The 18,852-nt window shown below is 60.8% G+C and carries 23 protein-coding genes and 1 riboswitch; of the genes, 7 read left to right on the forward strand and 16 right to left on the reverse strand.

The window, feature by feature from the left end; genetic code table 11:
- Nucleotides 1-13 precede the first annotated feature (13 nt).
- The 7 genes from rplR to yqeB form a co-directional block, all read right to left on the reverse strand.
- Nucleotides 14-382 (reverse strand): 50S ribosomal protein L18, encoded by a 369-nt coding sequence (gene rplR / locus DXC18_RS04100; RefSeq protein WP_006235264.1) that lies wholly within the window; start codon nucleotides 380-382, stop codon nucleotides 14-16.
- Between the two features lie 75 nt (nucleotides 383-457).
- The gene (rplF, locus tag DXC18_RS04105; protein WP_006235263.1) at nucleotides 458-994 is read right to left on the reverse strand and encodes a 50S ribosomal protein L6; all 537 of its coding nucleotides are present in this window, start codon (nucleotides 992-994) and stop codon (nucleotides 458-460) included.
- Nucleotides 995-1,027: 33 nt separating this feature from the next.
- Entirely contained in the window at nucleotides 1,028-1,426 is a 399-nt protein-coding gene (gene rpsH, locus DXC18_RS04110) for a 30S ribosomal protein S8 (RefSeq protein ID WP_006235262.1), read from the reverse strand.
- A 119-nt stretch (nucleotides 1,427-1,545) separates the two neighbouring features.
- Nucleotides 1,546-1,731 carry a type Z 30S ribosomal protein S14 gene (locus DXC18_RS04115; RefSeq protein WP_022094280.1) on the reverse strand — a complete coding sequence of 62 codons (186 nt, stop codon included), beginning with the start codon at nucleotides 1,729-1,731 and terminating at the stop codon, nucleotides 1,546-1,548.
- Between the two features lie 79 nt (nucleotides 1,732-1,810).
- Nucleotides 1,811-2,368, reverse strand: coding sequence for a 50S ribosomal protein L5 (rplE, locus tag DXC18_RS04120; protein WP_006235260.1), 558 nt, complete (start codon nucleotides 2,366-2,368; stop codon nucleotides 1,811-1,813).
- Nucleotides 2,369-2,693: 325 nt separating this feature from the next.
- Nucleotides 2,694-3,737 (reverse strand): XdhC family protein, encoded by a 1,044-nt coding sequence (locus DXC18_RS04125; RefSeq protein WP_117716416.1) that lies wholly within the window; start codon nucleotides 3,735-3,737, stop codon nucleotides 2,694-2,696.
- 9 nt (nucleotides 3,738-3,746) lie between these two features.
- Nucleotides 3,747-4,541, reverse strand: coding sequence for a selenium-dependent molybdenum cofactor biosynthesis protein YqeB (gene yqeB / locus DXC18_RS04130; protein WP_117716417.1), 795 nt, complete (start codon nucleotides 4,539-4,541; stop codon nucleotides 3,747-3,749).
- Nucleotides 4,542-4,643: 102 nt separating this feature from the next.
- Here yqeB and yqeC point away from each other — a divergent pair, with 102 nt between their 5' ends.
- Entirely contained in the window at nucleotides 4,644-5,378 is a 735-nt protein-coding gene (gene yqeC, locus DXC18_RS04135) for a selenium cofactor biosynthesis protein YqeC (RefSeq protein ID WP_117716418.1), read from the forward strand.
- A 110-nt stretch (nucleotides 5,379-5,488) separates the two neighbouring features.
- On the opposite strand, the gene hydA is transcribed toward yqeC, so the two are convergent.
- The 5 genes from hydA to dpaL form a co-directional block, all read right to left on the reverse strand.
- Nucleotides 5,489-6,856, reverse strand: coding sequence for a dihydropyrimidinase (gene hydA / locus DXC18_RS04140; protein ID WP_117716419.1), 1,368 nt, complete (start codon nucleotides 6,854-6,856; stop codon nucleotides 5,489-5,491).
- Nucleotides 6,857-6,865: 9 nt separating this feature from the next.
- Nucleotides 6,866-7,480: a nucleotidyltransferase family protein gene (locus DXC18_RS04145; protein ID WP_158549265.1), complete on the reverse strand. Its 615-nt coding sequence runs from the start codon at nucleotides 7,478-7,480 to the stop codon at nucleotides 6,866-6,868.
- A gap of 152 nt (nucleotides 7,481-7,632) precedes the next feature.
- Nucleotides 7,633-8,835 (reverse strand): knotted carbamoyltransferase YgeW, encoded by a 1,203-nt coding sequence (ygeW, locus tag DXC18_RS04150; protein WP_055252229.1) that lies wholly within the window; start codon nucleotides 8,833-8,835, stop codon nucleotides 7,633-7,635.
- A gap of 201 nt (nucleotides 8,836-9,036) precedes the next feature.
- Entirely contained in the window at nucleotides 9,037-10,422 is a 1,386-nt protein-coding gene (locus DXC18_RS04155; protein WP_117564174.1) for a YgeY family selenium metabolism-linked hydrolase, read from the reverse strand.
- A 237-nt stretch (nucleotides 10,423-10,659) separates the two neighbouring features.
- Nucleotides 10,660-11,874 carry a diaminopropionate ammonia-lyase gene (dpaL, locus tag DXC18_RS04160; RefSeq protein WP_117583046.1) on the reverse strand — a complete coding sequence of 405 codons (1,215 nt, stop codon included), beginning with the start codon at nucleotides 11,872-11,874 and terminating at the stop codon, nucleotides 10,660-10,662.
- Nucleotides 11,875-12,151: 277 nt separating this feature from the next.
- Between dpaL and DXC18_RS04165 the strand changes: the two genes are divergently transcribed.
- From DXC18_RS04165 to DXC18_RS04180, 4 genes are all read left to right on the forward strand, one after another.
- On the forward strand, nucleotides 12,152-12,805 hold the full coding sequence (locus tag DXC18_RS04165; protein WP_117583047.1) for a transcriptional regulator: 654 nt from the start codon (nucleotides 12,152-12,154) through the stop codon (nucleotides 12,803-12,805).
- Nucleotides 12,806-12,928: 123 nt separating this feature from the next.
- Entirely contained in the window at nucleotides 12,929-13,915 is a 987-nt protein-coding gene (locus DXC18_RS10420) for a hypothetical protein (RefSeq protein WP_158551962.1), read from the forward strand.
- A 266-nt stretch (nucleotides 13,916-14,181) separates the two neighbouring features.
- Nucleotides 14,182-14,272: riboswitch (SAM riboswitch) on the forward strand.
- Between the two features lie 8 nt (nucleotides 14,273-14,280).
- Nucleotides 14,281-14,436, forward strand: coding sequence for a hypothetical protein (locus DXC18_RS10425; RefSeq protein WP_158549261.1), 156 nt, complete (start codon nucleotides 14,281-14,283; stop codon nucleotides 14,434-14,436).
- Between the two features lie 30 nt (nucleotides 14,437-14,466).
- Nucleotides 14,467-14,646 carry a hypothetical protein gene (locus tag DXC18_RS04180; protein ID WP_117639623.1) on the forward strand — a complete coding sequence of 60 codons (180 nt, stop codon included), beginning with the start codon at nucleotides 14,467-14,469 and terminating at the stop codon, nucleotides 14,644-14,646.
- 78 nt (nucleotides 14,647-14,724) lie between these two features.
- Here the strand turns inward: DXC18_RS04180 and DXC18_RS04185 are convergent, their stop codons facing one another.
- On the reverse strand, nucleotides 14,725-15,546 hold the full coding sequence (locus tag DXC18_RS04185) for a 3'-5' exonuclease (RefSeq protein ID WP_158549259.1): 822 nt from the start codon (nucleotides 15,544-15,546) through the stop codon (nucleotides 14,725-14,727).
- A 258-nt stretch (nucleotides 15,547-15,804) separates the two neighbouring features.
- Here DXC18_RS04185 and DXC18_RS10775 point away from each other — a divergent pair, with 258 nt between their 5' ends.
- The gene (locus DXC18_RS10775; RefSeq protein ID WP_255413174.1) at nucleotides 15,805-15,930 is read left to right on the forward strand and encodes a hypothetical protein; all 126 of its coding nucleotides are present in this window, start codon (nucleotides 15,805-15,807) and stop codon (nucleotides 15,928-15,930) included.
- A gap of 139 nt (nucleotides 15,931-16,069) precedes the next feature.
- Here DXC18_RS10775 and DXC18_RS10780 read toward each other — a convergent pair whose 3' ends face one another.
- The 3 genes from DXC18_RS10780 to DXC18_RS10555 all read right to left on the reverse strand — a co-directional run bounded on the left by DXC18_RS10780 (nucleotide 16,070) and on the right by DXC18_RS10555 (nucleotide 16,937).
- Entirely contained in the window at nucleotides 16,070-16,198 is a 129-nt protein-coding gene (locus DXC18_RS10780) for a hypothetical protein (protein ID WP_255413455.1), read from the reverse strand.
- Nucleotides 16,199-16,273: 75 nt separating this feature from the next.
- Nucleotides 16,274-16,681: a DUF4143 domain-containing protein gene (locus tag DXC18_RS10665; RefSeq protein WP_233508999.1), complete on the reverse strand. Its 408-nt coding sequence runs from the start codon at nucleotides 16,679-16,681 to the stop codon at nucleotides 16,274-16,276.
- A 79-nt stretch (nucleotides 16,682-16,760) separates the two neighbouring features.
- Complete coding sequence (locus DXC18_RS10555) at nucleotides 16,761-16,937, reverse strand: hypothetical protein (protein WP_199412195.1); 177 nt, start codon at nucleotides 16,935-16,937, stop codon at nucleotides 16,761-16,763.
- Between the two features lie 562 nt (nucleotides 16,938-17,499).
- Between DXC18_RS10555 and DXC18_RS04195 the strand changes: the two genes are divergently transcribed.
- Nucleotides 17,500-18,498: a hypothetical protein gene (locus DXC18_RS04195; RefSeq protein ID WP_117639617.1), complete on the forward strand. Its 999-nt coding sequence runs from the start codon at nucleotides 17,500-17,502 to the stop codon at nucleotides 18,496-18,498.
- The last annotated feature ends 354 nt before the right edge of the window (nucleotides 18,499-18,852 follow it).

Below are 18,852 nucleotides of genomic sequence, written 5' to 3' on the forward strand. Positions count from 1 at the left end.
TGCTACATACCTCCTAGAACTCGAGACCGGCGGCACGAGCACCGTCGGCGAGGGCCTTGACGCGGCCATGGTAGATACGGCCACCGCGATCGAAGGCGACCTTGGTGATGCCGGCCTCGATGGCGCGCTTGCCAACGAGCTGACCGACCTTCTCCGCAGCCTCCTTGTTCGAGGTGTGGGTGCCCTTGAACTCGGCCTCGAGGGTCGAGGCAGAGACGAGCGTCAGGCTGGAGCCCTTGCTGTCGTCGATGATCTGGGCATAGATGTTGGCGTTAGTACGGGTCACGCGAAGACGCGGACGCTCGGAGGTACCCGAGACCTTGCCGCGAACACGACGCTGACGACGCTTGAGGCCTTCCAGCTTCGCCTTATGCTTGTTCATACGTAAACTCCTAAAAAGGTTGATCTTGCCAGCACCTGACGGGGTGCTGGTCTTATGCGAGTGAGTCGGTTACGACTACTTGGCGGCCTTACCCAGCTTGCGGCGGATGTGCTCGCCAACGTAGTGGATACCCTTGCCCTTGTAAGGCTCGGGAGGACGATGGCCGCGGATCTCAGCGGCGATCTGACCGACCTGCTGCTTGTTGATACCCTTGACGTTCACGTGGGTGTTGTCGGGAACCTCGAAGGTGATGCCCTCGGGAGCCTCGACGATCACGGGGTGCGAGAAGCCCAGGGAGAACTCGAGGTTCTTGCCCTTCTGCTGCACGCGGTAACCGACGCCGGCGAGCTCGAGCTTCTTCTCGAAGCCCTCGGAAACGCCAACAACCATGTTGTGGATGAGGGCGCGGGTGAGGCCGTGGCGGGCACGGGTCTCACGCTCGTCGTCGGGACGGGAAACGGTGAGGACGTTGTCCTCGACGTTGATAGCGAGCTTCTCAAAGACATCGAGCTCGAGCTGGCCCTTGGGGCCCTTGACGACAACGTTGTTGCCGTTGACTGCCACTTCGACTCCGGCGGGAATCTGGACAGGCTTATTACCGATACGAGACACGGTGATCTCCTTTCCTTCTACCTACCGAGCGAATTACCAGACGTAAGCGATGATCTCGCCGCCGACGTTGTGCTTGCGAGCATCGCGGTCGGTCATGACGCCATGGCTGGTGGAAATGATGGCGGTACCAAGGCCACCGCGGACGCGGGGCATGTCGGCAACGCCGGTGTACTTACGCAGGCCCGGCTTGGAAATGCGGCGGATGCCGTTGATGACCTTAGCCTTCTTGGGACCATACTTAAGCGTGATGTGCAGAGTCTTCTGGGGAACGGTGTCCTCGACATCGTAGCCCTCGATGTAGCCCTCCTCGTGCAGAACACGAGCGATCTCGACGAGCTTCTTGCTGCTCGGCATGGAGACCGTGGCCTTGTTCACAGAGTTAGCGTTACGGATGCGCGTAAGCATATCTGCGATCGGGTCTGTAAGGTTCATACAGATTCTCCTTCGTTCTTGATGAACACGTGCTCTTGGTTCTTCGCCGCCCTTAACGGCAAAGCCTTTTTAGCGCGTTTTCCCTGTTCCAAACTGATGCTTGAAACGCTGGTAGTGACTTACCAGCTGGCCTTCTTAACGCCGGGAAGCTCGCCCTTGAGTGCAAGCTCGCGGAAGCAGACACGGCACAGGCCGAACTTGCGGTACACAGAGTGCGGACGGCCGCAGCGCTGGCAGCGCGTGTACTCACGAGTAGAGAACTTCTGCTTGCGATTGCACTTGACGATCATCGATGTCTTAGCCACTTATATCCTCCTCACATAGAGTATTGTTCGCCCCAAGCGCCGCCCCCTTCTGGGAACGGCGCTCATAGGGCAGGTGAACCTATTTCTTGAACGGGAAACCGAAGGCGTCCAGAAGGGCCTTGGCCTCCTCATCGGTGTTGGCGGTGGTCACGAAAGTGATGTCCATACCACGCTGGTGATCGACGGAGTCGAAGTCGATCTCGGGGAAGATGAGCTGCTCGGTGACGCCCATGGAGAAGTTACCACGGCCGTCGAAGCTCTTGGCGGAGATGCCGCGGAAGTCGCGGATACGGGGGATCGCGACGGAGGTCAGACGATCGAAGAACTCCCACATACGGTCGCCACGCAGGGTAACCTTGCAGCCGATCGGCATACCAGCGCGCAGGCGGAAGGTAGCGATGGACTTGCGGGCACGGGTGATCATCGGCTGCTGGCCGGTGATGGCGCGCAGGTCGCGCACGGCACCGTCGATGGCCTTGGAATCGGTAGCGGCCTCGCCGACACCCATGTTTACGACGATCTTCTCAAACTTGGGGATCATCATGACGTTCTCGTACTGGAACTTGTCCTGAAGCTGCTGCTTAACCTCGTTGTTGTACTTGGTCTTCAGACGCGGCACATACTTCTCTTCTGCCATTGTTCACTCCTTCTTGGGGTTTTAAGCACGGGGCGTGGCCACGATGGGTTGTCCTCGTGCCTCCTGACTGCATCCGCGCCGCTCATGGCATTTCGCGGTTTGGACTCGACGCAGCAGGAGCCGACAAAACAATCGGTACTATACGCGCATCGGGACCGTATTTCCAGAAAAACCTCGTCTGCCTGCACAACTCCACAACTCCCCCGCACAAATTGATCCCTAGGGCACGGAGGAAAACAGCAGTTGCGGTGAGATAGGGACTGTTTGATGGCTTAAAAGGCTTAAACAGTCCCTATTCCACCGCAACTCATATATGGGGATGCGATTAGCGCTTGCGGGGGACGAGCTTGGTGCGGCGCAGGTGGATCATCTCGGCAGCGATGGAGATGGCAATCTCCTCGGGATCCTCCGCCTCGATGGCAACGCCGATCGGCAGGTGCAGCCCGTCGATCTGGTCCTGCGTAAAGCCCTCCTGCTCCAGGCGGGCGCGCACAAAGGCCGTCTTACGGCGCGAACCCAAGCAGCCCAGATAGGCGGGCTTGGCACGCATGGCCTGAATCACCACGTCGATATCGGACTTGTGACCCGCCGTGGCGACGACCACTAGGTCGCGCGGGCCGATGGGGCACTGCTTGCTCAGGTTCTTGTAGTCGACCAGACGACGGTCGTAGACACCGGGCACCCATTCGGGCGTCAACGTGCCGGGGCGGTCGTCGCAAGCCACGACGGCAAAGCCCGCCGCCGTGAGCACCCGCGCCGTCGCAGCGCCCACGTGTCCGCAGCCAAAGATATAGGTCAGGCCCTCGGGGCAGAGCGTCTCGATGTGCGCCGGGGGAATCTCGGAGGCGGCGTTGGTGTAGGTGACCTTACTCCCCTCCTCCACCAGCGAAAGCTCGGGGCAGCCGGCAATGGTATGGCGCGATGTCTCGCCATGGTACTCAACCACATCGCCCTCGAGCGCGCTTGCGATAAACGGCTCAAAGTCGATGACGAAGTCGCCGATGCGCCGATAGGCCAAGACGTCGGCAACCGACTGGAACAACGGTGCCTGGGTCGCATCCAGATGCAGGTAGCACAGGCAGATGGCTCCGCCGCAGATCATGCCGGTATCGGAGTTCTCGCCGCCCATGGTGTAGCGGACCAGACGCGACTGTCCCGCGCCCAGGAGCTCGCGCGCCTCATCCAGTGCAAAGAGCTCAATCTTGCCGCCGCCGATAGTGCCCGCCTGGCTGCCATCGGCAAAGACGGCCATCCAGGCGCCCACACCGCGCGGGGACGAACCCGCCGTACCGGCCACGACCACCAGCTCGCACGTCTCGCCAGCACGCAGGGCGGCAAGCGCCGCATTCACAACATCGAGCTTTTCCATTGCCGCCTTCTATCCTCTAAAGATATCGGTGAGCATAGCGAGTGCCTCGAGCACGCCGCCGCCGACCGACGTCGCCTTGTCCGAAATGTAGTTGATATAGCTGGCATCGCCGCGCGGATCGACATCGGCGCATTTAAAGCCCTCAGTCACCTGCACGCCGTTCGCCAAAAGCCCGCGAAGGCAGCCATCGATCTGCGTGTACATGGGCGTATCGCCCGCGTAGCCAATCACGTCTCCGGCGCTCACGATGTCGCCGATTGCGCGGTCGGACCGAAACACGCCGGCGGCGGGGCTGTGGATAACACGCTCCTTGCCGTATCCGCCGATCATGCCCGGCACACCCGTGTTGGGCTGGGGTGAGCCCTGGGTAATGACGCGACCCAAAAAATGCCCGCGCATGGTCTCGACCACGGCGTCGCAGTCAACCGGCGCGGTAAAGCCCGGCCCCACAGCGATGACGGCAGGCGCCATGTCGCGCGTGGTGCCCAGATTGCGCTTGGCCAGAATCGCGTCGACCACAGCCGCAGGTTTCAGCTCGTCGAGCATCTTGGCCTGAGGGTCCACCACGACGGCAACGTCTCCAGCATCGGTAATCGCAAGCGCCTCAGCCGGCGTCTGTGCCAAGCGAGCGCGAATGCCTTCGACCTCGACCTCGCCCAGGCGAATGGCCTCGCAAAAACAGATTGTGCGGCGGATGCACGTGGGAACCGCGATATCGGCCATAACGACCGACACGCCGGCGCGCACCAAGCGAGCGGCGACGCCCGTGGCGATATCGCCGGCGCCGCGAACATAAACGAGCATTCCCGGGGCACCTCCCTGTGCTACGGTTTGAGCAGAGCAAAAGCGGTTCGACCGCTACTCTGATGATTATTTATTATCACAGTATTATACGGCGGTGAACAGATGGAAACGGTTAGCGGCAATCTTGCCTCGGCGCTCAGGATCGAGCCGGGCATTACCGCGATTATCGGCAGCGGTGGCAAGTCGACCTTGCTAAAGACGCTGGGTCTTGAGCTCATGCGCGCTGGCGACCGCGTGCTTCTCTGCACCACCACACATATGTTTCCCGTTGCCGGCGTGCCATGGGACGGGTCGAATCGTCGCCTGGACGCCGCGCCTTGGAAGCCGGGCGCCTCGCATGTCCCCGGTTGCACCTGCGAGGCCTGCGCTGGCCTTACGCGCGGGAGCATCTGCCAGGCAGGCGTCTTGGACCCGGAGACGGGCAAGCTCTCCTCCCCTGCCGAGCCGCTCGACCAGCTGGCGCAGCGCTTTGACTACGTCCTGGCCGAGGCGGACGGCAGCAAGCGGCTCCCGCTCAAGGCGCATGCCGCCTGGGAGCCGGTAATTCCCGCCGCCACGGCAAACGTCATCTGGCTCGTCGGCGCCTCGGGACTCAGCAAGCCCATCAACGAAGCCGTCCACCGCCCCGAGCTCTTTTGCGAGCGTTGCGGCTGCGAGCTCACCGACATCGCCACGCCCGAGCGCGTCGCCCAGGTGCTCAATGCCGAGATGCAGGCGCTGAAACTCAGCACCGCACGCGTCATGCTCAACCAAGTTGACACGCTCAGCGACCCCACGATGGCCGACCGCTTCGAGGCAGCCCTCGGCCGCCCCGTCGTCGCCACCAACCTCAAGTAGCCAGCCCCAGTCTCCGCAGTTGCGGTGAAATACGGACTGTTTGGCCACCTAATGGCCGCAAACAGTCCGTATTTCACCGCAACTGCGGAGGGAACACGACATCTTTGCCGCTAGCGGGGCACGTAGCGGCCGGGTTGGGCTCCGGTGGGCTCGCCGTCGCGTGCCGCCAGCACGCCGTTCACAAACACGGCCTTGGCGCGGCCATGTGCCTCAAAGCCCTCGAGCGGCGTGTAGTCCACGGCCTGATGCTGCGTCGCGGCGCTGATCGTCCAACGCGCGCACGGATCCCACACGCATACGTCGGCATCGGCGCCCTCGGCAAGACAGCCCTTGCGCGGATACATGCCAAAAACGCGCGCCGGATTCTCGCTCATCAAGCGGCACAGATCCTCGGGACCCAGCTGTCCCTCAAAGCTCGTGGCAATCGCAACGGGACGATGCTCCACGCCGGGCCCGCCGTTGGGAATCGCGCGGAAATCATCGCGTCCTCGGTCCTTTTGCCCGTGCAGGTTAAAGCTGCAATGATCGGTCGCAATAGTATCGATCTCGCCAGCCACAAGCGCCTCGCGCAGCGCGGCACGGTCACCGGCATGGCGCAGCGGCGGGCTCATCACGTACTTGGCGCCCGCAAAGCCGTCCTCGCCCTGCTCCAGATAGCAGGTGTCGTCGAGCATCAGATACTGAGGGCAGGTCTCGACATAGATATTCTTCTGCCCGCGTGCTTTGGCAGCGCGGATGGCCTCGAGTCCCAGCTTGGTCGAAAGATGCACCACATTGACCGGAGCGTCCCCGGCCAAGTGCGCCAGATACAGCAGGCGGCTCACGGCCTCGGCCTCACACACGTCCGGACGGCTGAGCGCATGCCCCTCGGGCCCATGAACCCCCTGCTCGTACACGCGCTTCTGCAGTTCATTCACCAACGTGCCGTTCTCGCAATGCACGCACAGGATACTGCCCACGCGCTTGAGCTCCTCCAGCACCTCGAGCGTCTCGGCATCGTCCAAGCGCAGGTGGTCATAGGCAAAATAGGTCTTAAACGACGACACGCCCGCCTCGCGCATGGCCGAAAGATCGGCGCGGTTGCGCTCATTCCACTCGGCGAGTGCCATATGAAAAGCGTAGTTTGCCGTGCAGGTGCCGTCAGCGCGATGATGCCACTCGGCAAGGGCATCGGGCATGGTCACGCCGCGATCGGCCGTCGCGTAGTCCACGATGGTCGTCGTACCGCCGCAGGCAGCCGCACGCGTACCGGTCTCAAAGCTATCGGCCGTCCAATCCATGCCGGTCCAGCACTGCATGTGCGTGTGGCCGTCGATAAAGCCGGGGAACACCCAACAGTCCGTGGCGTCCTGGACGGTATCGCCCTCGGCCGGCTCAATCGCTGCGGCGATCCGCACAATCTTGTCGCCCTCCATGGCAAGATCGGCGCGGCGAAGCCCCTGGGGCGTCACGAGCGCGCCGTTTTTGATGATGATCATAATTGCTCCTTATTGATTGATGCAGTTGGCCACGCGATCAAAATACGAGCAGGCGGCGATATGCTCCGTTATGCGTCGCTGTCCCTTGGCGGTATCGACGTCCCACAGCTCGTAGGCACGCGCCTCGACTAACGCAACGTCGGTGCGGCCCTTGATAATCGACCCACCACCGTCCTTGCCCTCGAGAAGCACGAGCGAAGGGAACAGTCGCCTTGGGAAGAGCACCGGGCTCGAAGGCTCACCGTTGCACGCAAGACGCACCGGATGCTTGCGGCCACGCTCGTCAAATGCACGAACCATAGCCTCAAAAGAATCCAAACTCACGAGCGGCTGGTCGCCCGGCAAAAAGAGGCAACCTTTCCAGTTGCGTTCGACTCCCCACGAAAGGCCCGCACGGACGCTTTCGCTGCGCAACTCGCCATCGTGCAGCACGCACGGGCAATGCTTGTCCTCGCAAATCTGAGCGACCTCGGGCCAACGCGTCGAAACCACAACATCAAAGCCCCCGGGGACCGAATCGATGGTCCGGGCAATCAGCGGCTCGCCATAGATATCGGCGAGCATCTTGTTAGAGCCAAACCGCTTGCCCTCGCCCGAGGCCATAATGACGCAACCAAGTTTCATGGCGATACCTCCCCTGAAACCATCGTACCCATAACTCGCGCCGTGGGGCATCTGCATCGAAAGCGCTTATCCCGCACGCCCACGATGCAAAAAAGGGGGCACCCCGCCGGTTGGCAGAGTGCCCCTTTTACATGGCTTACCTCAACCCGGCTTTAGGCCTGGAACCAACGGGCGGTGTTGCGCTCGTCGAGGGCCTTGAGGGTAGCGGCGGGATCGGCAACCTTCTGCAGGAACATCATGGCTGCGATAGCGTACGGCTTGTAGCTGGCCTCCTTGTACATGCCCACACGGTGCATGTCGAAGACGTCGGCGTTGACCTCGCCGTGCTCGCAAGAGACACCGGAGATGTCGGCGGGCAGCGGGTGCATAAAGATGGTGTCCTGGCCGTTGGCAGTCTTCTCCATGAGCTCGGTCGTGGAGCACCAATCCTGATGCGTAGCGTTCTGAGCGAGCAGCTCCTTCTCGAGCGCAGCGATGCCGGCGTCGTCGCCCTCGGCGTACAGGTTGGTACGCTTCTCCATGGCGGCAAACGGAGCCCAGCTCTTGGGGATCACGATGTCGGCGCCCTCGAAGGCCTCGGCCATGGTGTTGACCTGCTTAAAGGTGGTGCCGGACTCGGCGGCGTAGCCCTTAGCGCGCTCGACGACCTCGGGCATGAGGTCGTAGCCCTCGGGGTGGGCCAGGGTGACGTCCATGCCAAAGCGGGGCAGCAGGCTGATCAGCGACTGCGGGCAGGACAGCGGCTTGCCGTAAGAGGGCGAGTAGGCCCAGGTGACAGCAACCTTCTTGCCCTTGAGGTTCTCGAGGCCGCCAAACTCGTTGATGAGGTAGAGCATGTCGGCAGAGGACTGCGTGGGGTGATCGGAGTCGGACTGCAGGGAGATGAGCGTGGGACGGTGATCCAGAACGCCGTCCTCGTAGGCCTGCTGCACGGACTCGGAGACCTCGGCCATGTAGGCGTCGCCCTTGCCGATGTACATGTCGTCGCGGATGCCAATGACGTCGGCCATGAAGGAGATCATGGTAGCGGTCTCGCGGACGGTCTCGCCGTGAGCGATCTGGGACTTCTTCTCGTCCAGGTCCTGCAGCTCAAGGCCGAGCAGGTTGGCTGCCTTAGAGAAGGAGAAGCGCGTACGGGTGGAGTTGTCACGGAACAGCGAGACGGCCAGACCCGAATCGAAGATCTTGGACGAAACGTTGTTCTCGCGCAGCTCGCGCAGGGCGTCGGCGACGATGTAGAGCGCCTTGAGCTCATCGGTGGTCTTGTCCCAGGTGTGCAGGAAGTCGCTGCCGTACATGCCCTTAAAATCGAGGCCGTTCAGCTGCTCGACGAGCTCGGTAAACTTAGCGTCCATGTAAATGTCCTTTCTAAAGGTGAAACGATCGCAATGAGTGGATGTGCCCCGGCATGCGCGTGTGGCTAGAACATGCAGAGCACTATGACGAGGACCCGCTACCGTTGAGGAAGCATGGGAGATAACGACCGCGGGCCCCAAGTCAACAGGGGGTGCCGGGGACACAGGCTGTCCCCGGCTCAACAAGATCAAGGAATGGGACTAGTCGATCTTGTTGTTGGTCAGACCAGCGCGGAACACGGTAGCGTCGCCATCGGCCTGGCTCGGATCGTAGAGGTTCAGGGCAGCCACGTACATGGCAGCAGCGGTGACCAGGTCGTCCTTGTAGGTGACCTCGTTGGGAGCGTGAGCCTGAGACTCGGCACCCGGGCCAAAGCCAACGCAGGGGATGCCATAGCGGCCCTGGATGGAAACGCAGTTCGTGGAGAAGGTCCACTTGTCGCACAGCGGACGACCGGTGCGCTTGTCCATGCTGGGCTCGCAGCCGATGCGCTCGTCACCGAACATGGCCTTGTGGGCGTCGACGAGGGCCTTGACGTGCGGAGCGGTCTCCTTGTTGATCCACGTGGGGAAGTAAGCCTCGGTCTCGTAAACCTCGCCGGTCCAGGACGGACGGTCGTACATGTACATGGAGACCTTCACGTCGTCGCCGTACTTCTTGGCGGCCGGCAGGTTGCGGATCTCGTCCAGGCAGGACTCCCAGGTCTCGCCGGCGGTCATGCGACGGTCGATGGAGATGGCGCAGGAGTCAGCGACAGCGCAGCGGCTGGGGCTGGTGTAGAAGATCTGGCTGACGGTGCAGGTGCCGCGGCCCAGGAAGCGGGCGTCCTCGAAGTGCTCGGGGTTGTACTTGGGGTCGAGCATCTTGACGAGGCCCTTGATGTCGGTCGACTCGTCGCAGCCGTTGTTGTTGAGGGCGCGGACGTCGGCGATGATGTCGGCCATTTTGTAAATGGCGTTGTCGCCGCGGTCGGGAGCGGAGCCGTGGCAGGAGGTGCCGTGAACGTCGACGCGGATCTCCATGCGGCCGCGGTGACCGCGATAGATGCCGCCGTCGGTAGGCTCGGTGGAAATGACGAACTCGGGCTTAATGCCGTCCTTGTTGTAGATGTACTGCCAGCACATGCCGTCGCAGTCCTCTTCCTGGACGGTGCCGACGACCATGATCTTGTAGCCCTCGGGGATGAGGCCCATGTCCTTCATCATCTTGGCAGCGTAGGTAGCAGAAGCCATACCGCCCTCCTGGTCAGAGCCGCCGCGGCCGTAGATGATCTCGTCGGTCTCGTAGCCCTCATAGGGATCGGCATCCCAGTTCTCGATGTTGCCGATGCCGACGGTGTCGATGTGGGAGTCGATGGCGATGATCTTGTCGCCCTCGCCCATAAAGCCCATGACGTTACCCAAGCCATCGACCTTGACCTCGTCATAGCCAAGGCTCTCCATCTCGGCCTTGATGCAAGCGACAACCTCGCCCTCCTCGCAGGACTCAGAGGGGTGCGAGATCATGGCGCGCAGGAAGCGGGTCATGTCAGCGCGGTGAGACTCAGCAGCGTTTTTAATTGCCTCGAAATCGAGTTCCTTAGTCATAACAGTCAACCTTTCTACAAGGGTTTACCTACAGGTAGATATTTCAGATAGATCACTTGTGCCAAGCAGCGTGAGGTCGAGCACCCGGCAAGCAAGCAACCATAGGAGGCGGACGGAGGACTTTGCTCCGTCGCGAGTTCCGCACGAGCCGGAGAGCACTTAATGTGCTCTCCGTGCGAGCAGGACTGTCCGAGCAGGGAGTAAAGTCCTCCGGCTGCCTCCGGACAGGTCAGCCTGCTAGCAAGTCGGGTACTCGCCCTCCCAGACGATGCGACGGTACTGATCCGGATCGGTGTCGCCCTCGGTGGAGAAGCAGAGCACGGAGCTCGTCTTGTCCAGGCCGATGAGCTCCTTGAGCTCGGCGTACTCGGGGTCGAGCATGAGGGTCTCGACCAGACCGGTGGTCACTGCGCCGGACTCGCCGGAGATGACGCGCGGGTCGCCCTTCTCGGGAGCGCCCAGGGTGCGCATGCCGCGAGCGGTGACCCAGTCGGGGCAGGACACGAAGGCGGTGGTGTGGTTGCGCAGGATATCCCAGCCCAAGATGTTGGGCTCGCCGCAGCACAGGCCGGCCATGATGGAGGGCATGTCACCGTCCACGATGCGCGGATCTCCGTCGCCGGCGGCAGCGCCCTTGTACAGGCAGGCGGCCGGTGCGCACTCAACCACGACGAAGGTGGGCGGGTTATCGGGATACAGGTTGGTGAAGTAGCCCACCACGGCGCCGGCGAGCGAGCCTACGCCAGCCTGGACAAAGACGTGCGTCGGGCGGTTGATAGCCATCTCGCGCAGCTGCTCGGCAGCCTCGGAAGCCATGGTGCCGTAACCCTCCATGATCCAGGACGGGATCTTCTCGTAGCCCTCCCAGGCGGTGTCCTGAACGATGACGCCGCGCTCGCAGGCGTCGGCCTCGGCGGCGGCCATGCGCACGCACTCGTCGTAGTTGACCTCTTCGATGGTCACCGTGGCGCCCTCGGCGGCAATGTTATCGAAGCGGGGCTTGGTGGAACCCTTGGGCATGTGCACGACGGCCTTCTGGCCCAGCTTGTTGGCAGCCCATGCCACGCCGCGGCCATGGTTGCCGTCGGTGGCGGTAAAGAAGGTAGCCTGGCCAAAGTCCTCGGCCAGCTGATCGGAGGTCAGGTAATCGAAGGTGCAGTCGGCAACGTCCTTGCCGGTCTCGTCGGCAATATAGTTGGCCATGGCAAACGAGCCGCCCAGGACCTTAAAGGCGTTGAGGCCAAAGCGATAGCTCTCGTCCTTAACGCACAGGTTGGACAGGCCCAGGCGCGCGGCCTGGCCGTCCAGGCGGGCAAGCGGAGTAACGGTGTACTGAGGGAACGACTGGTGGAAGGCGCGGGCCTTCTTCACGTGGTCGAGGCTCATGATTCCCAAGTGCTTGTCATCGCTCTTGGGCATCGTGTTGCCCGCCCACTGGATCTTATCGGCCATACGGTGAACTCCTTAAGTCCTCTCTTGCCGGCCCCCGCATACGCGTTTCAGCCCGATCCCATTCACACGGCTGAACTTTTATGTGGATGCCAAACAAAAAGTTTGTTAGCAATGTTCTATCACACTTTTTGATTGGATAACCTAACAAATTGTTTGTTGCCGCAATCGGTACCTTTTCGCCGCCAAACGGTCACATAACGCAGCAACGCTTTCGTTATTTGCGAACAAGTGTGGTTTATGGCAAAGTGTGCCCAAACAAATTTTTAGGAAGGCACCCATGACCCCCGCACAGATTGAGTTTTACAAGCGCCTTGCACACGGTCTGGCGCTCCAATTTGGCCCCAACTGCGAAGTCGTCGTCCACGATCTGGAGACCGAGGACGTGGACCACTCCATCGTAGTGATCGAAAATGGCCACGTCAGCGGGCGCAAACTGGGTGACGGCCCCAGCCATATCGTGTTTGAGTCCATGCACGAGGGCACCACCGACGTACACGACCGCGAGCCGTACCTCACTAAAACCACCGATGGCAAGCTGCTCAAGTCCTCGACCATCTTTATCCGCAACGACGAAGGCAAGCCCGTCGGCATTTTGGGCATCAACTTTGACATTACGCTTATGAAGGCTTTTGAGCGTTCGCTCGACGCCTTTACCGGCACCGGCGGCACGGGCTACACCGAGCCAGAGCCAATTACCAAGAACATCGGCGACCTGCTCGAGGACCTGCTGCACGAGTGCGAGCAGTTTGTGGGCAAGCCCGCGGCGCTCATGACCAAAGATGAGCGCATTCGCGCCATTGGCTACCTCGACCGTCGCGGCGCCTTCCTCATTTCCAAGTCGAGCGAGCGCGCCTGCGAGTTCTTTGGCATCTCCAAGTACAGCTTCTATAGCTACCTCAATGAGGCCAAGGCGGCGGCCGACGACAAGTAGGCACTCGCCTGGATTGTCCCTCCCCTTTTGGGCGCGAGTTCTGGAAAGCATGAATCCAAGACCGAGCCGCTTGGGAAGTTCCATATAATCGATGTCATTAGTATTTCGAAAGGGTGGAACAGAATGGCGTTGAGCAAGGCATCATGCACCGGTCGCGGATTGATTCCGGCAATTGGTGGACATGTGCACCGCATGTTCGATGAGGGTGAAGACGACCTGTTTTCGCTGAGCCTTGACGACGTGATGGATGATCGCCCGTGGACCGCCGACGAACTCATGGGCGGCGGGGCTCGCCCGTCAAGCCCCAATCCCGCACTTGCGCCTAAGCCCGCATCTGCGCCGACTCCTGCGCAGCCGCCTGTTTCGACGCCCGCGTCTACGCCCGCACCCATTTCGGCGCCCACACCCGCTCCCCGCCCCGCAAGCGACCCGTCCGAGACGGCGGCATTTCTCGCTGCGGCGACGCGGAGCAAATCGGCCGACAGCACCGTTATGTACAGCGCCCAGCAGTTGCCCGTTCCTGCGGCACGCAAGTCTCCGGTCACAAGGCTCGATGAGCCCGTTGCCCATCAGGTTGCCTACGATTCCTGGGCTGCAGCCGATCTGGATGAGACCTCTACCGGCATGCCGGCGCTCGACGTTCCAGTTAACCCGCTTTTTGCCGCCAACACGAGCGCCGCGGACTATGAGGGCGGTGCGGCATATTCCGATTATTCCGATGGCTATGCTGGCACCGATCGCATCGAGACCGAGGATTATGGCACCGCATCGAGCGATTATCTCAACGATCCGTACGCTGCCACGCCTGCACCGGAATATGACCCGGAGGCCGCGTCCGCGCCGGCGTATACCAAAAGCACGGGCGACGAGCGCTTCGCCGATTATTACGCCGAGGAAAAGGCGCTGCGTTTTTCGGAATTTCCGCAGGCAGTCAAGGTTGCCTTTATCGCCATTGTCATTGCCCTGCTCGGCGTCATTGCGTTTGAGGGATTCCGGCTGTTCTCCGGCCCCACCCAAGCGGAGTCGGAGACCCAGCAAAAAGAGAACGATGACGAGTACCTGGACATCAACACCCTCAAGGGCGACCCCAACGACGGAGACGATGAGTAGCGAGAGCTGAAGGCGGCCGCAGGATCCCGCATCCAGCACCGGCTTCTAAGTGCTGTTTTGTCATCCAGCTACACTTTTCCGAAGTTTTAAGGTGCCTATTTCGACACTTTTCCGTACTTTTACACGGCTGATTTCGACACTTTTCCGGATGAAAGCCGAATAATCACTTGGGAAACCAACGCCGTTCACGCGTCATTTCGCAGGCGGCGCTTGATTTCTGTCCGTACACGTTGATAGACTTCCTCTTGCCCGCAAGGAGCGGGCGCATTTTATCCAGAGTCGGGGTAGAGAGTTGGCTCCACGATCCCGACGCCAACCGGCCAAGAGGCACGGTGGCCCTGCCAACATCGATGAAAGGAGTCCGTATGGACAATTTCTCCGTGCGCAGCGAGCGTAACTTCCACAACCTGATCGTCAAACCGAATCACATGCATCTTCTGGATAAGCCAAATGGCTACGCCTCGGCCATGATCAAGAGCAGCCTCTCCCACCAGATGCGCTTTACGGTGCAGGTGCTCTAGGAAGAACTCTGCGCCGCCGGCAGCCCGCACGTGCTGCAGATCAAGCTGCTTGGAGACGACTCTCGCGAGCCGTCTAGCTGGAAGCTCTTTGCTGACGGCATATGCGTTGCGGACGGATCCGGCGCCTTTGCCCGAGAGTGCTTCTGCGAGGGAGCCGAGGCATTCCTGGACCTGTGCCGCGACGCCGTACGCACGGCCGAGCTGTACTAGTGGAGCCAGAGGGAGTATGAGCTGTTGAGTGCGGCCCGCGGGATTGCGGGGGCGTAGGCAGACAGGCCAGACAGCTCGTCATACTGGTTGACGCTTCGATTCAAACAGCAGGGCGGGCTCGCGCTTACAGCCCCGCCATGCCAAACCGAATGGCGTTCTCAAAAGGCCTACCCCCTCCGCCTTCAGCTTTAGCAGCAGGTCGCCCAGCTCGGAGCACTTGCTGGAAAGGCGCGTCTGAGCTCGCTCGCCCATCCCCCACCGTTGACGGACCTCCTGGGCGCGCGGGCTCACGCGGTAGTCCCCGTCCATCATCTGCTTGAGCAGCTTGGCGGTCACGCGCGCATCGGCCAGAGCGCTGTGGGCGTGACCCGTCGACTCGTCGAACTCGATGCCAAACCACGTCGCTGCGTCACTCAAAGAGACGCACCCGTGGCTGCTCATGTCCATGATCGAGGTGTAAAACGCCTGCAGGTCGGCCCAGTCCGTAGGAAATGCGGAAAGATCGATGTGCTTTGCTTGGCACTCGATCAAAAGCTGTCGACGATCCGCCCCGCTCCAACAGACCACCTGGGCGGAGTAGCGCCCGATCCAATCGCTGAGCCTTTTGATCACCATGTAGAGCGGATCGGCCATCGCGGTGCCCACGGCCGATATCCCTGTGAGCTCGCGAACGGGGAACGCAACGCCTTCGGTAAATTCCGTCTGTACAAACTGCGAGAACTCGCCCATAACGTTGCCGTGGTAATCGAGCTTGACGGTGCCGGCCTCGATAATCTCATTGCACAGTCCACGGCGCTGACGCTGCTTTGGCACCGGCGCAAACTCAAAGTCCAGCACAATCTGGCGCGCAAAGTTCGTCGTATCGATAGCCGAGACACCCGGCATCTTTTCAGCTGACACGGTTAGGGCCTCTCTCCGTTGCTTGCCGCTCGTTTCTCGAACGGTCATATCACAGCAAGTGTAGCTGCCCGTGCGGACATGAAATCGCACAGTGCAGCTTTCCGGCATCCTTGCGTAAAGCTGCGCTTTGAGATGGTCACGTCGCTGTTATTATCGAACATATATTCGTATTTATGGCTGCAGTTTGATAGACTGGTTATTGTTGACGGCAGTTCCATGTGCCGGGCAGCGCCCTCCATGCGACGGGAGGTGATGCCCATGACCGATCTGACTGATTTTGTGAAGCTCCTGACCGCTTTGGTCTCGCTCCTCACGGCGCTTATCGGACTTACCGAGGCACTCAAGCAGCATACGAAGCATAAAAAGAGGGGTCGACGCCGCTAAGGCGATGACCCCTTAATCCAAGCAACGGCGCTGCCCAGCTCTTCACTACTTGGGCTGCCGTCGACCTTATTTTACCCACGGGCACCGGGTTTACCAAATGGATTTTCGGTAAAGGAAGCACGGCACGCCCGCAAAAACACTACGCCCCAAGTGCCGCCACGGGGATCACCGCCACGCCGTCGTCGCGTGTGTAGGCAATGCTCCCCTTTCCAACCACGACCGGCAAAAACGCCGGCGCGGCATTCTGGGCGGCAGGATTGGAGAGCACTTTCCTCTCCAGCGCCTTGAGATTTCTCGCTCCATCGTCTACTTTCGCATCGCTCAGCTTGACCTCGATGGCTCCTCAGCGCCCGTCGTGCTCAACGATCAGATCGACCTCAAGGCCCTTCTCATCTCGGAAATAATGGACACTGTTGTCGACACCGCCGTAGGTGGAAAGGAACACGCGCACGTCGCGCAGAACGAGGTTCTCAAAGAGCATCCCAAACGTTTGCATATCGCCAAGCAGCCGCTCAGGGGTAGCCCCCAGCAACGTCGCCGCAAGTAACGGGTCGCAGAAGTAGCGCTTGGGGCGCACGCGAACGCGGGCCTTCGAGCGCATGGGCGGCTCCCATCCGCACAGGTCCTCGGTCAGCTTGAGCCTGTTGAAGAGGTCCAGGTACGCAGCGATGGTCCTCTCGTCGGGACCCGCCTCGCCGTACGAGGCATCCTTCATGAGCGTCTTGTACGTGACAGCCTGGCTCTCGTTCATGGCAAGAGCTCGCAAAAGGCCGTGTGCAAGCTCGGGCGATCATGCGATATGCGAAATTACGCCATTCTCAATGCGGATTTTACGCTACTTTCAATGTAGTTTTTACGCCATTCTCATTGAAGGTTTTATGCTTGGCATCCTTAGCGCGACGCTCGCTCAACCCCTGACCACCGGATTGCCCGAATTCCGGGATGCTGCCTCCGCTCCAAACAAAAGGCCCCGACTCGCGATGAGCTGCCTCCCATTTCTTGAACATTAGAAATGGGAGGCTTTCCACCCCATGCCTCTATCGGAAACGGCATCCCGTCCTGAGCGTCGAATCCGGGACGTAGTTTCCGCATGCGGCCTCGTTAGGAAAGCATGTCCCACTCTGAGCGCTCATTCCGGGGCGCAATTTCCGCCAGAAACGCCGCCGGGAAAGCGCATCCCGGTTTGGAGCCGAAATCTGGGATGCGGTTTCCGGTTGAGGGCTGTCCTGAAAGCGCGTCCCATTCCGAGTGGCAATTCCGGGTCACAGTTTCCGCAGATACAAGGCGACAGTCCGCCGGCCTTATCACATGCCTTCAAATATGCGATCCAGAAACACAAAACAGCAGATAGAATGCTCTTTTTCAAAAAGTACACGTCCCGAAACTTACCAAGACTTCATATCCAGCTACCGTTCACGGTCGCCGATTACCGCCCACCGATTCAAACAAGAAATATGTCGCCAAAAGCAGGCCATCTACCTGCATGGTTAGATTTTGGTCAGCTTTTGGTCAGCTGAGCGGCAAGTTCCAGCTGATACGTTTTTGCTACCCAAAAGGAGGCGGTAGCTCATGACCCATTGCAATGACCAGCTCATCGACCAACTGCTCACTCAAGCCGAACAAGAGGGGCGCTGTCTGATTCCCCCGAGCACGGCGATCCGAAAAGCGCTCCTTCGGCGCACCGGCGGCACGGTTGTCTCGCCCATGCCGGGGTTGTTTGCGCGAAAAACGCGCTGGGATGAACTCAACCGAGCGCAACGCCATTGCGAAATCCTCCGCGCCCTTGCGATCATCCACCCCGATTGGACGTTCTGCTCGTTTTCGGCCGCCTGCCTGCTGGGGCTCGAGGTCTCGTGGCGACATCTGAACGTTGTGCATGTCTGTAGCTCGACAAAGCCGTCGGCTCGCCCGGGCGCGCATATTCAGCGGCATCAGATCGAGCCGGCCGGAGCAATCCGTCTATCCGGCACATCAGTAACGCCGCCCATCCAAACGGCTACAGATTGCCTGCTGCAAACTGGCTTTGCAGACGGCATGCCCATTGCCGATTCGGCGATCTCAAAGCTCGGCCTTACGCGAGAGCAGTTGATGGAGGCCGTCGAACAACGAGCGACCGCCCGCAATGGTCGCGCGATTCGCACTGCCCTCACGACACTTCGATATGCCGACGCCCGCGCCGAGAGCGGTGGAGAATCGGTCGCCCGAGCCGTCATGATCGAGACGGGCTTTGCGCCCGACTGGCTTCAATACGAGCTGACGGACCCCTTCGATTCGGCCAAGCCCATACGAACGGACTTTGCCTGGGAGCGCCAGACGCGGGAACTCACGCTGGGCGAGCTCGACGGGCTCATCAAATATACCGACCAGACCATGCTGGCCGGACGCACCACCGCCGAGGCGCTCGTTGCCGAACGACAGCGCGAGGCGCACCTATCGCTCTACGGTCACCCTCTGCTGCGCTTTACCATGAACGAGGTCCGCTCGGCAGGAATGCTCGCCAAAAAGCTGCAGACGGCAGGCATCCGGCAGACCGCGCTACCGACATGGCTCAACGACGTGGAGCTGTAGGAGCCGCTAGGCCGCGCATCGCCGAATCGCATCCCCCTATCTGGGCCGCGTTTTCCCAACGGCCACGCCAACGGAAAGCGCGTCCCAGTCTGGACGCTCAAAACGAGACACGCTTTCCGGATGGCGGGCCAGCGGAAAGCGTGTCCCGGAATCAAGCCTCAGAACGGGACGCAGCTTCCGCTTGAGAGCTGTTCCGGAAAACGTGTCCCACTCTGGAGCCGAATTCCGGGATGCAGTTTCCGTCAGAGGCTCAGGAGGAAAATACATCCCATTCTGAGCAGCGATTCCGGGACGCAGTTTCCGCTTGAAGGCCGATCCGGAAAGTACGTCCCACTCTGGGGCTCGATTCTGGGG

Source organism: Collinsella sp. OM08-14AT (assembly GCF_003438115.1).
In the GTDB taxonomy this organism is placed as follows: domain Bacteria; phylum Actinomycetota; class Coriobacteriia; order Coriobacteriales; family Coriobacteriaceae; genus Collinsella.

Bases quoted from the DNA above. Each gene is read 5' to 3' on its own strand.
- DXC18_RS10425 (WP_158549261.1), top strand. From the start codon at position 14,281: ATGGACAATTTCTCCGTGCGCAGCGAGCGTAACTTCCACAACCTGATC.
- dpaL (WP_117583046.1), bottom strand. From the start codon at position 11,874: ATGGCCGATAAGATCCAGTGGGCGGGCAACACGATGCCCAAGAGCGAT.
- rplE (WP_006235260.1), bottom strand. From the start codon at position 2,368: ATGGCAGAAGAGAAGTATGTGCCGCGTCTGAAGACCAAGTACAACAAC.
- DXC18_RS04125 (WP_117716416.1), bottom strand. From the start codon at position 3,737: ATGGAAAAGCTCGATGTTGTGAATGCGGCGCTTGCCGCCCTGCGTGCT.
- DXC18_RS04155 (WP_117564174.1), bottom strand. From the start codon at position 10,422: ATGACTAAGGAACTCGATTTCGAGGCAATTAAAAACGCTGCTGAGTCT.
- ygeW (WP_055252229.1), bottom strand. From the start codon at position 8,835: ATGGACGCTAAGTTTACCGAGCTCGTCGAGCAGCTGAACGGCCTCGAT.
- DXC18_RS04195 (WP_117639617.1), top strand. From the start codon at position 17,500: ATGACCCATTGCAATGACCAGCTCATCGACCAACTGCTCACTCAAGCC.
- rplR (WP_006235264.1), bottom strand. From the start codon at position 382: ATGAACAAGCATAAGGCGAAGCTGGAAGGCCTCAAGCGTCGTCAGCGT.
- DXC18_RS10420 (WP_158551962.1), top strand. From the start codon at position 12,929: ATGGCGTTGAGCAAGGCATCATGCACCGGTCGCGGATTGATTCCGGCA.
- DXC18_RS10775 (WP_255413174.1), top strand. From the start codon at position 15,805: ATGACCGATCTGACTGATTTTGTGAAGCTCCTGACCGCTTTGGTCTCG.
- DXC18_RS10665 (WP_233508999.1), bottom strand. From the start codon at position 16,681: ATGAACGAGAGCCAGGCTGTCACGTACAAGACGCTCATGAAGGATGCC.
- yqeB (WP_117716417.1), bottom strand. From the start codon at position 4,541: ATGCTCGTTTATGTTCGCGGCGCCGGCGATATCGCCACGGGCGTCGCC.
- rpsH (WP_006235262.1), bottom strand. From the start codon at position 1,426: ATGAACCTTACAGACCCGATCGCAGATATGCTTACGCGCATCCGTAAC.
- DXC18_RS04165 (WP_117583047.1), top strand. From the start codon at position 12,152: ATGACCCCCGCACAGATTGAGTTTTACAAGCGCCTTGCACACGGTCTG.
- DXC18_RS04145 (WP_158549265.1), bottom strand. From the start codon at position 7,480: ATGAAACTTGGTTGCGTCATTATGGCCTCGGGCGAGGGCAAGCGGTTT.
- hydA (WP_117716419.1), bottom strand. From the start codon at position 6,856: ATGATCATCATCAAAAACGGCGCGCTCGTGACGCCCCAGGGGCTTCGC.
- yqeC (WP_117716418.1), top strand. From the start codon at position 4,644: ATGGAAACGGTTAGCGGCAATCTTGCCTCGGCGCTCAGGATCGAGCCG.
- DXC18_RS10555 (WP_199412195.1), bottom strand. From the start codon at position 16,937: ATGTTCAAGAAATGGGAGGCAGCTCATCGCGAGTCGGGGCCTTTTGTT.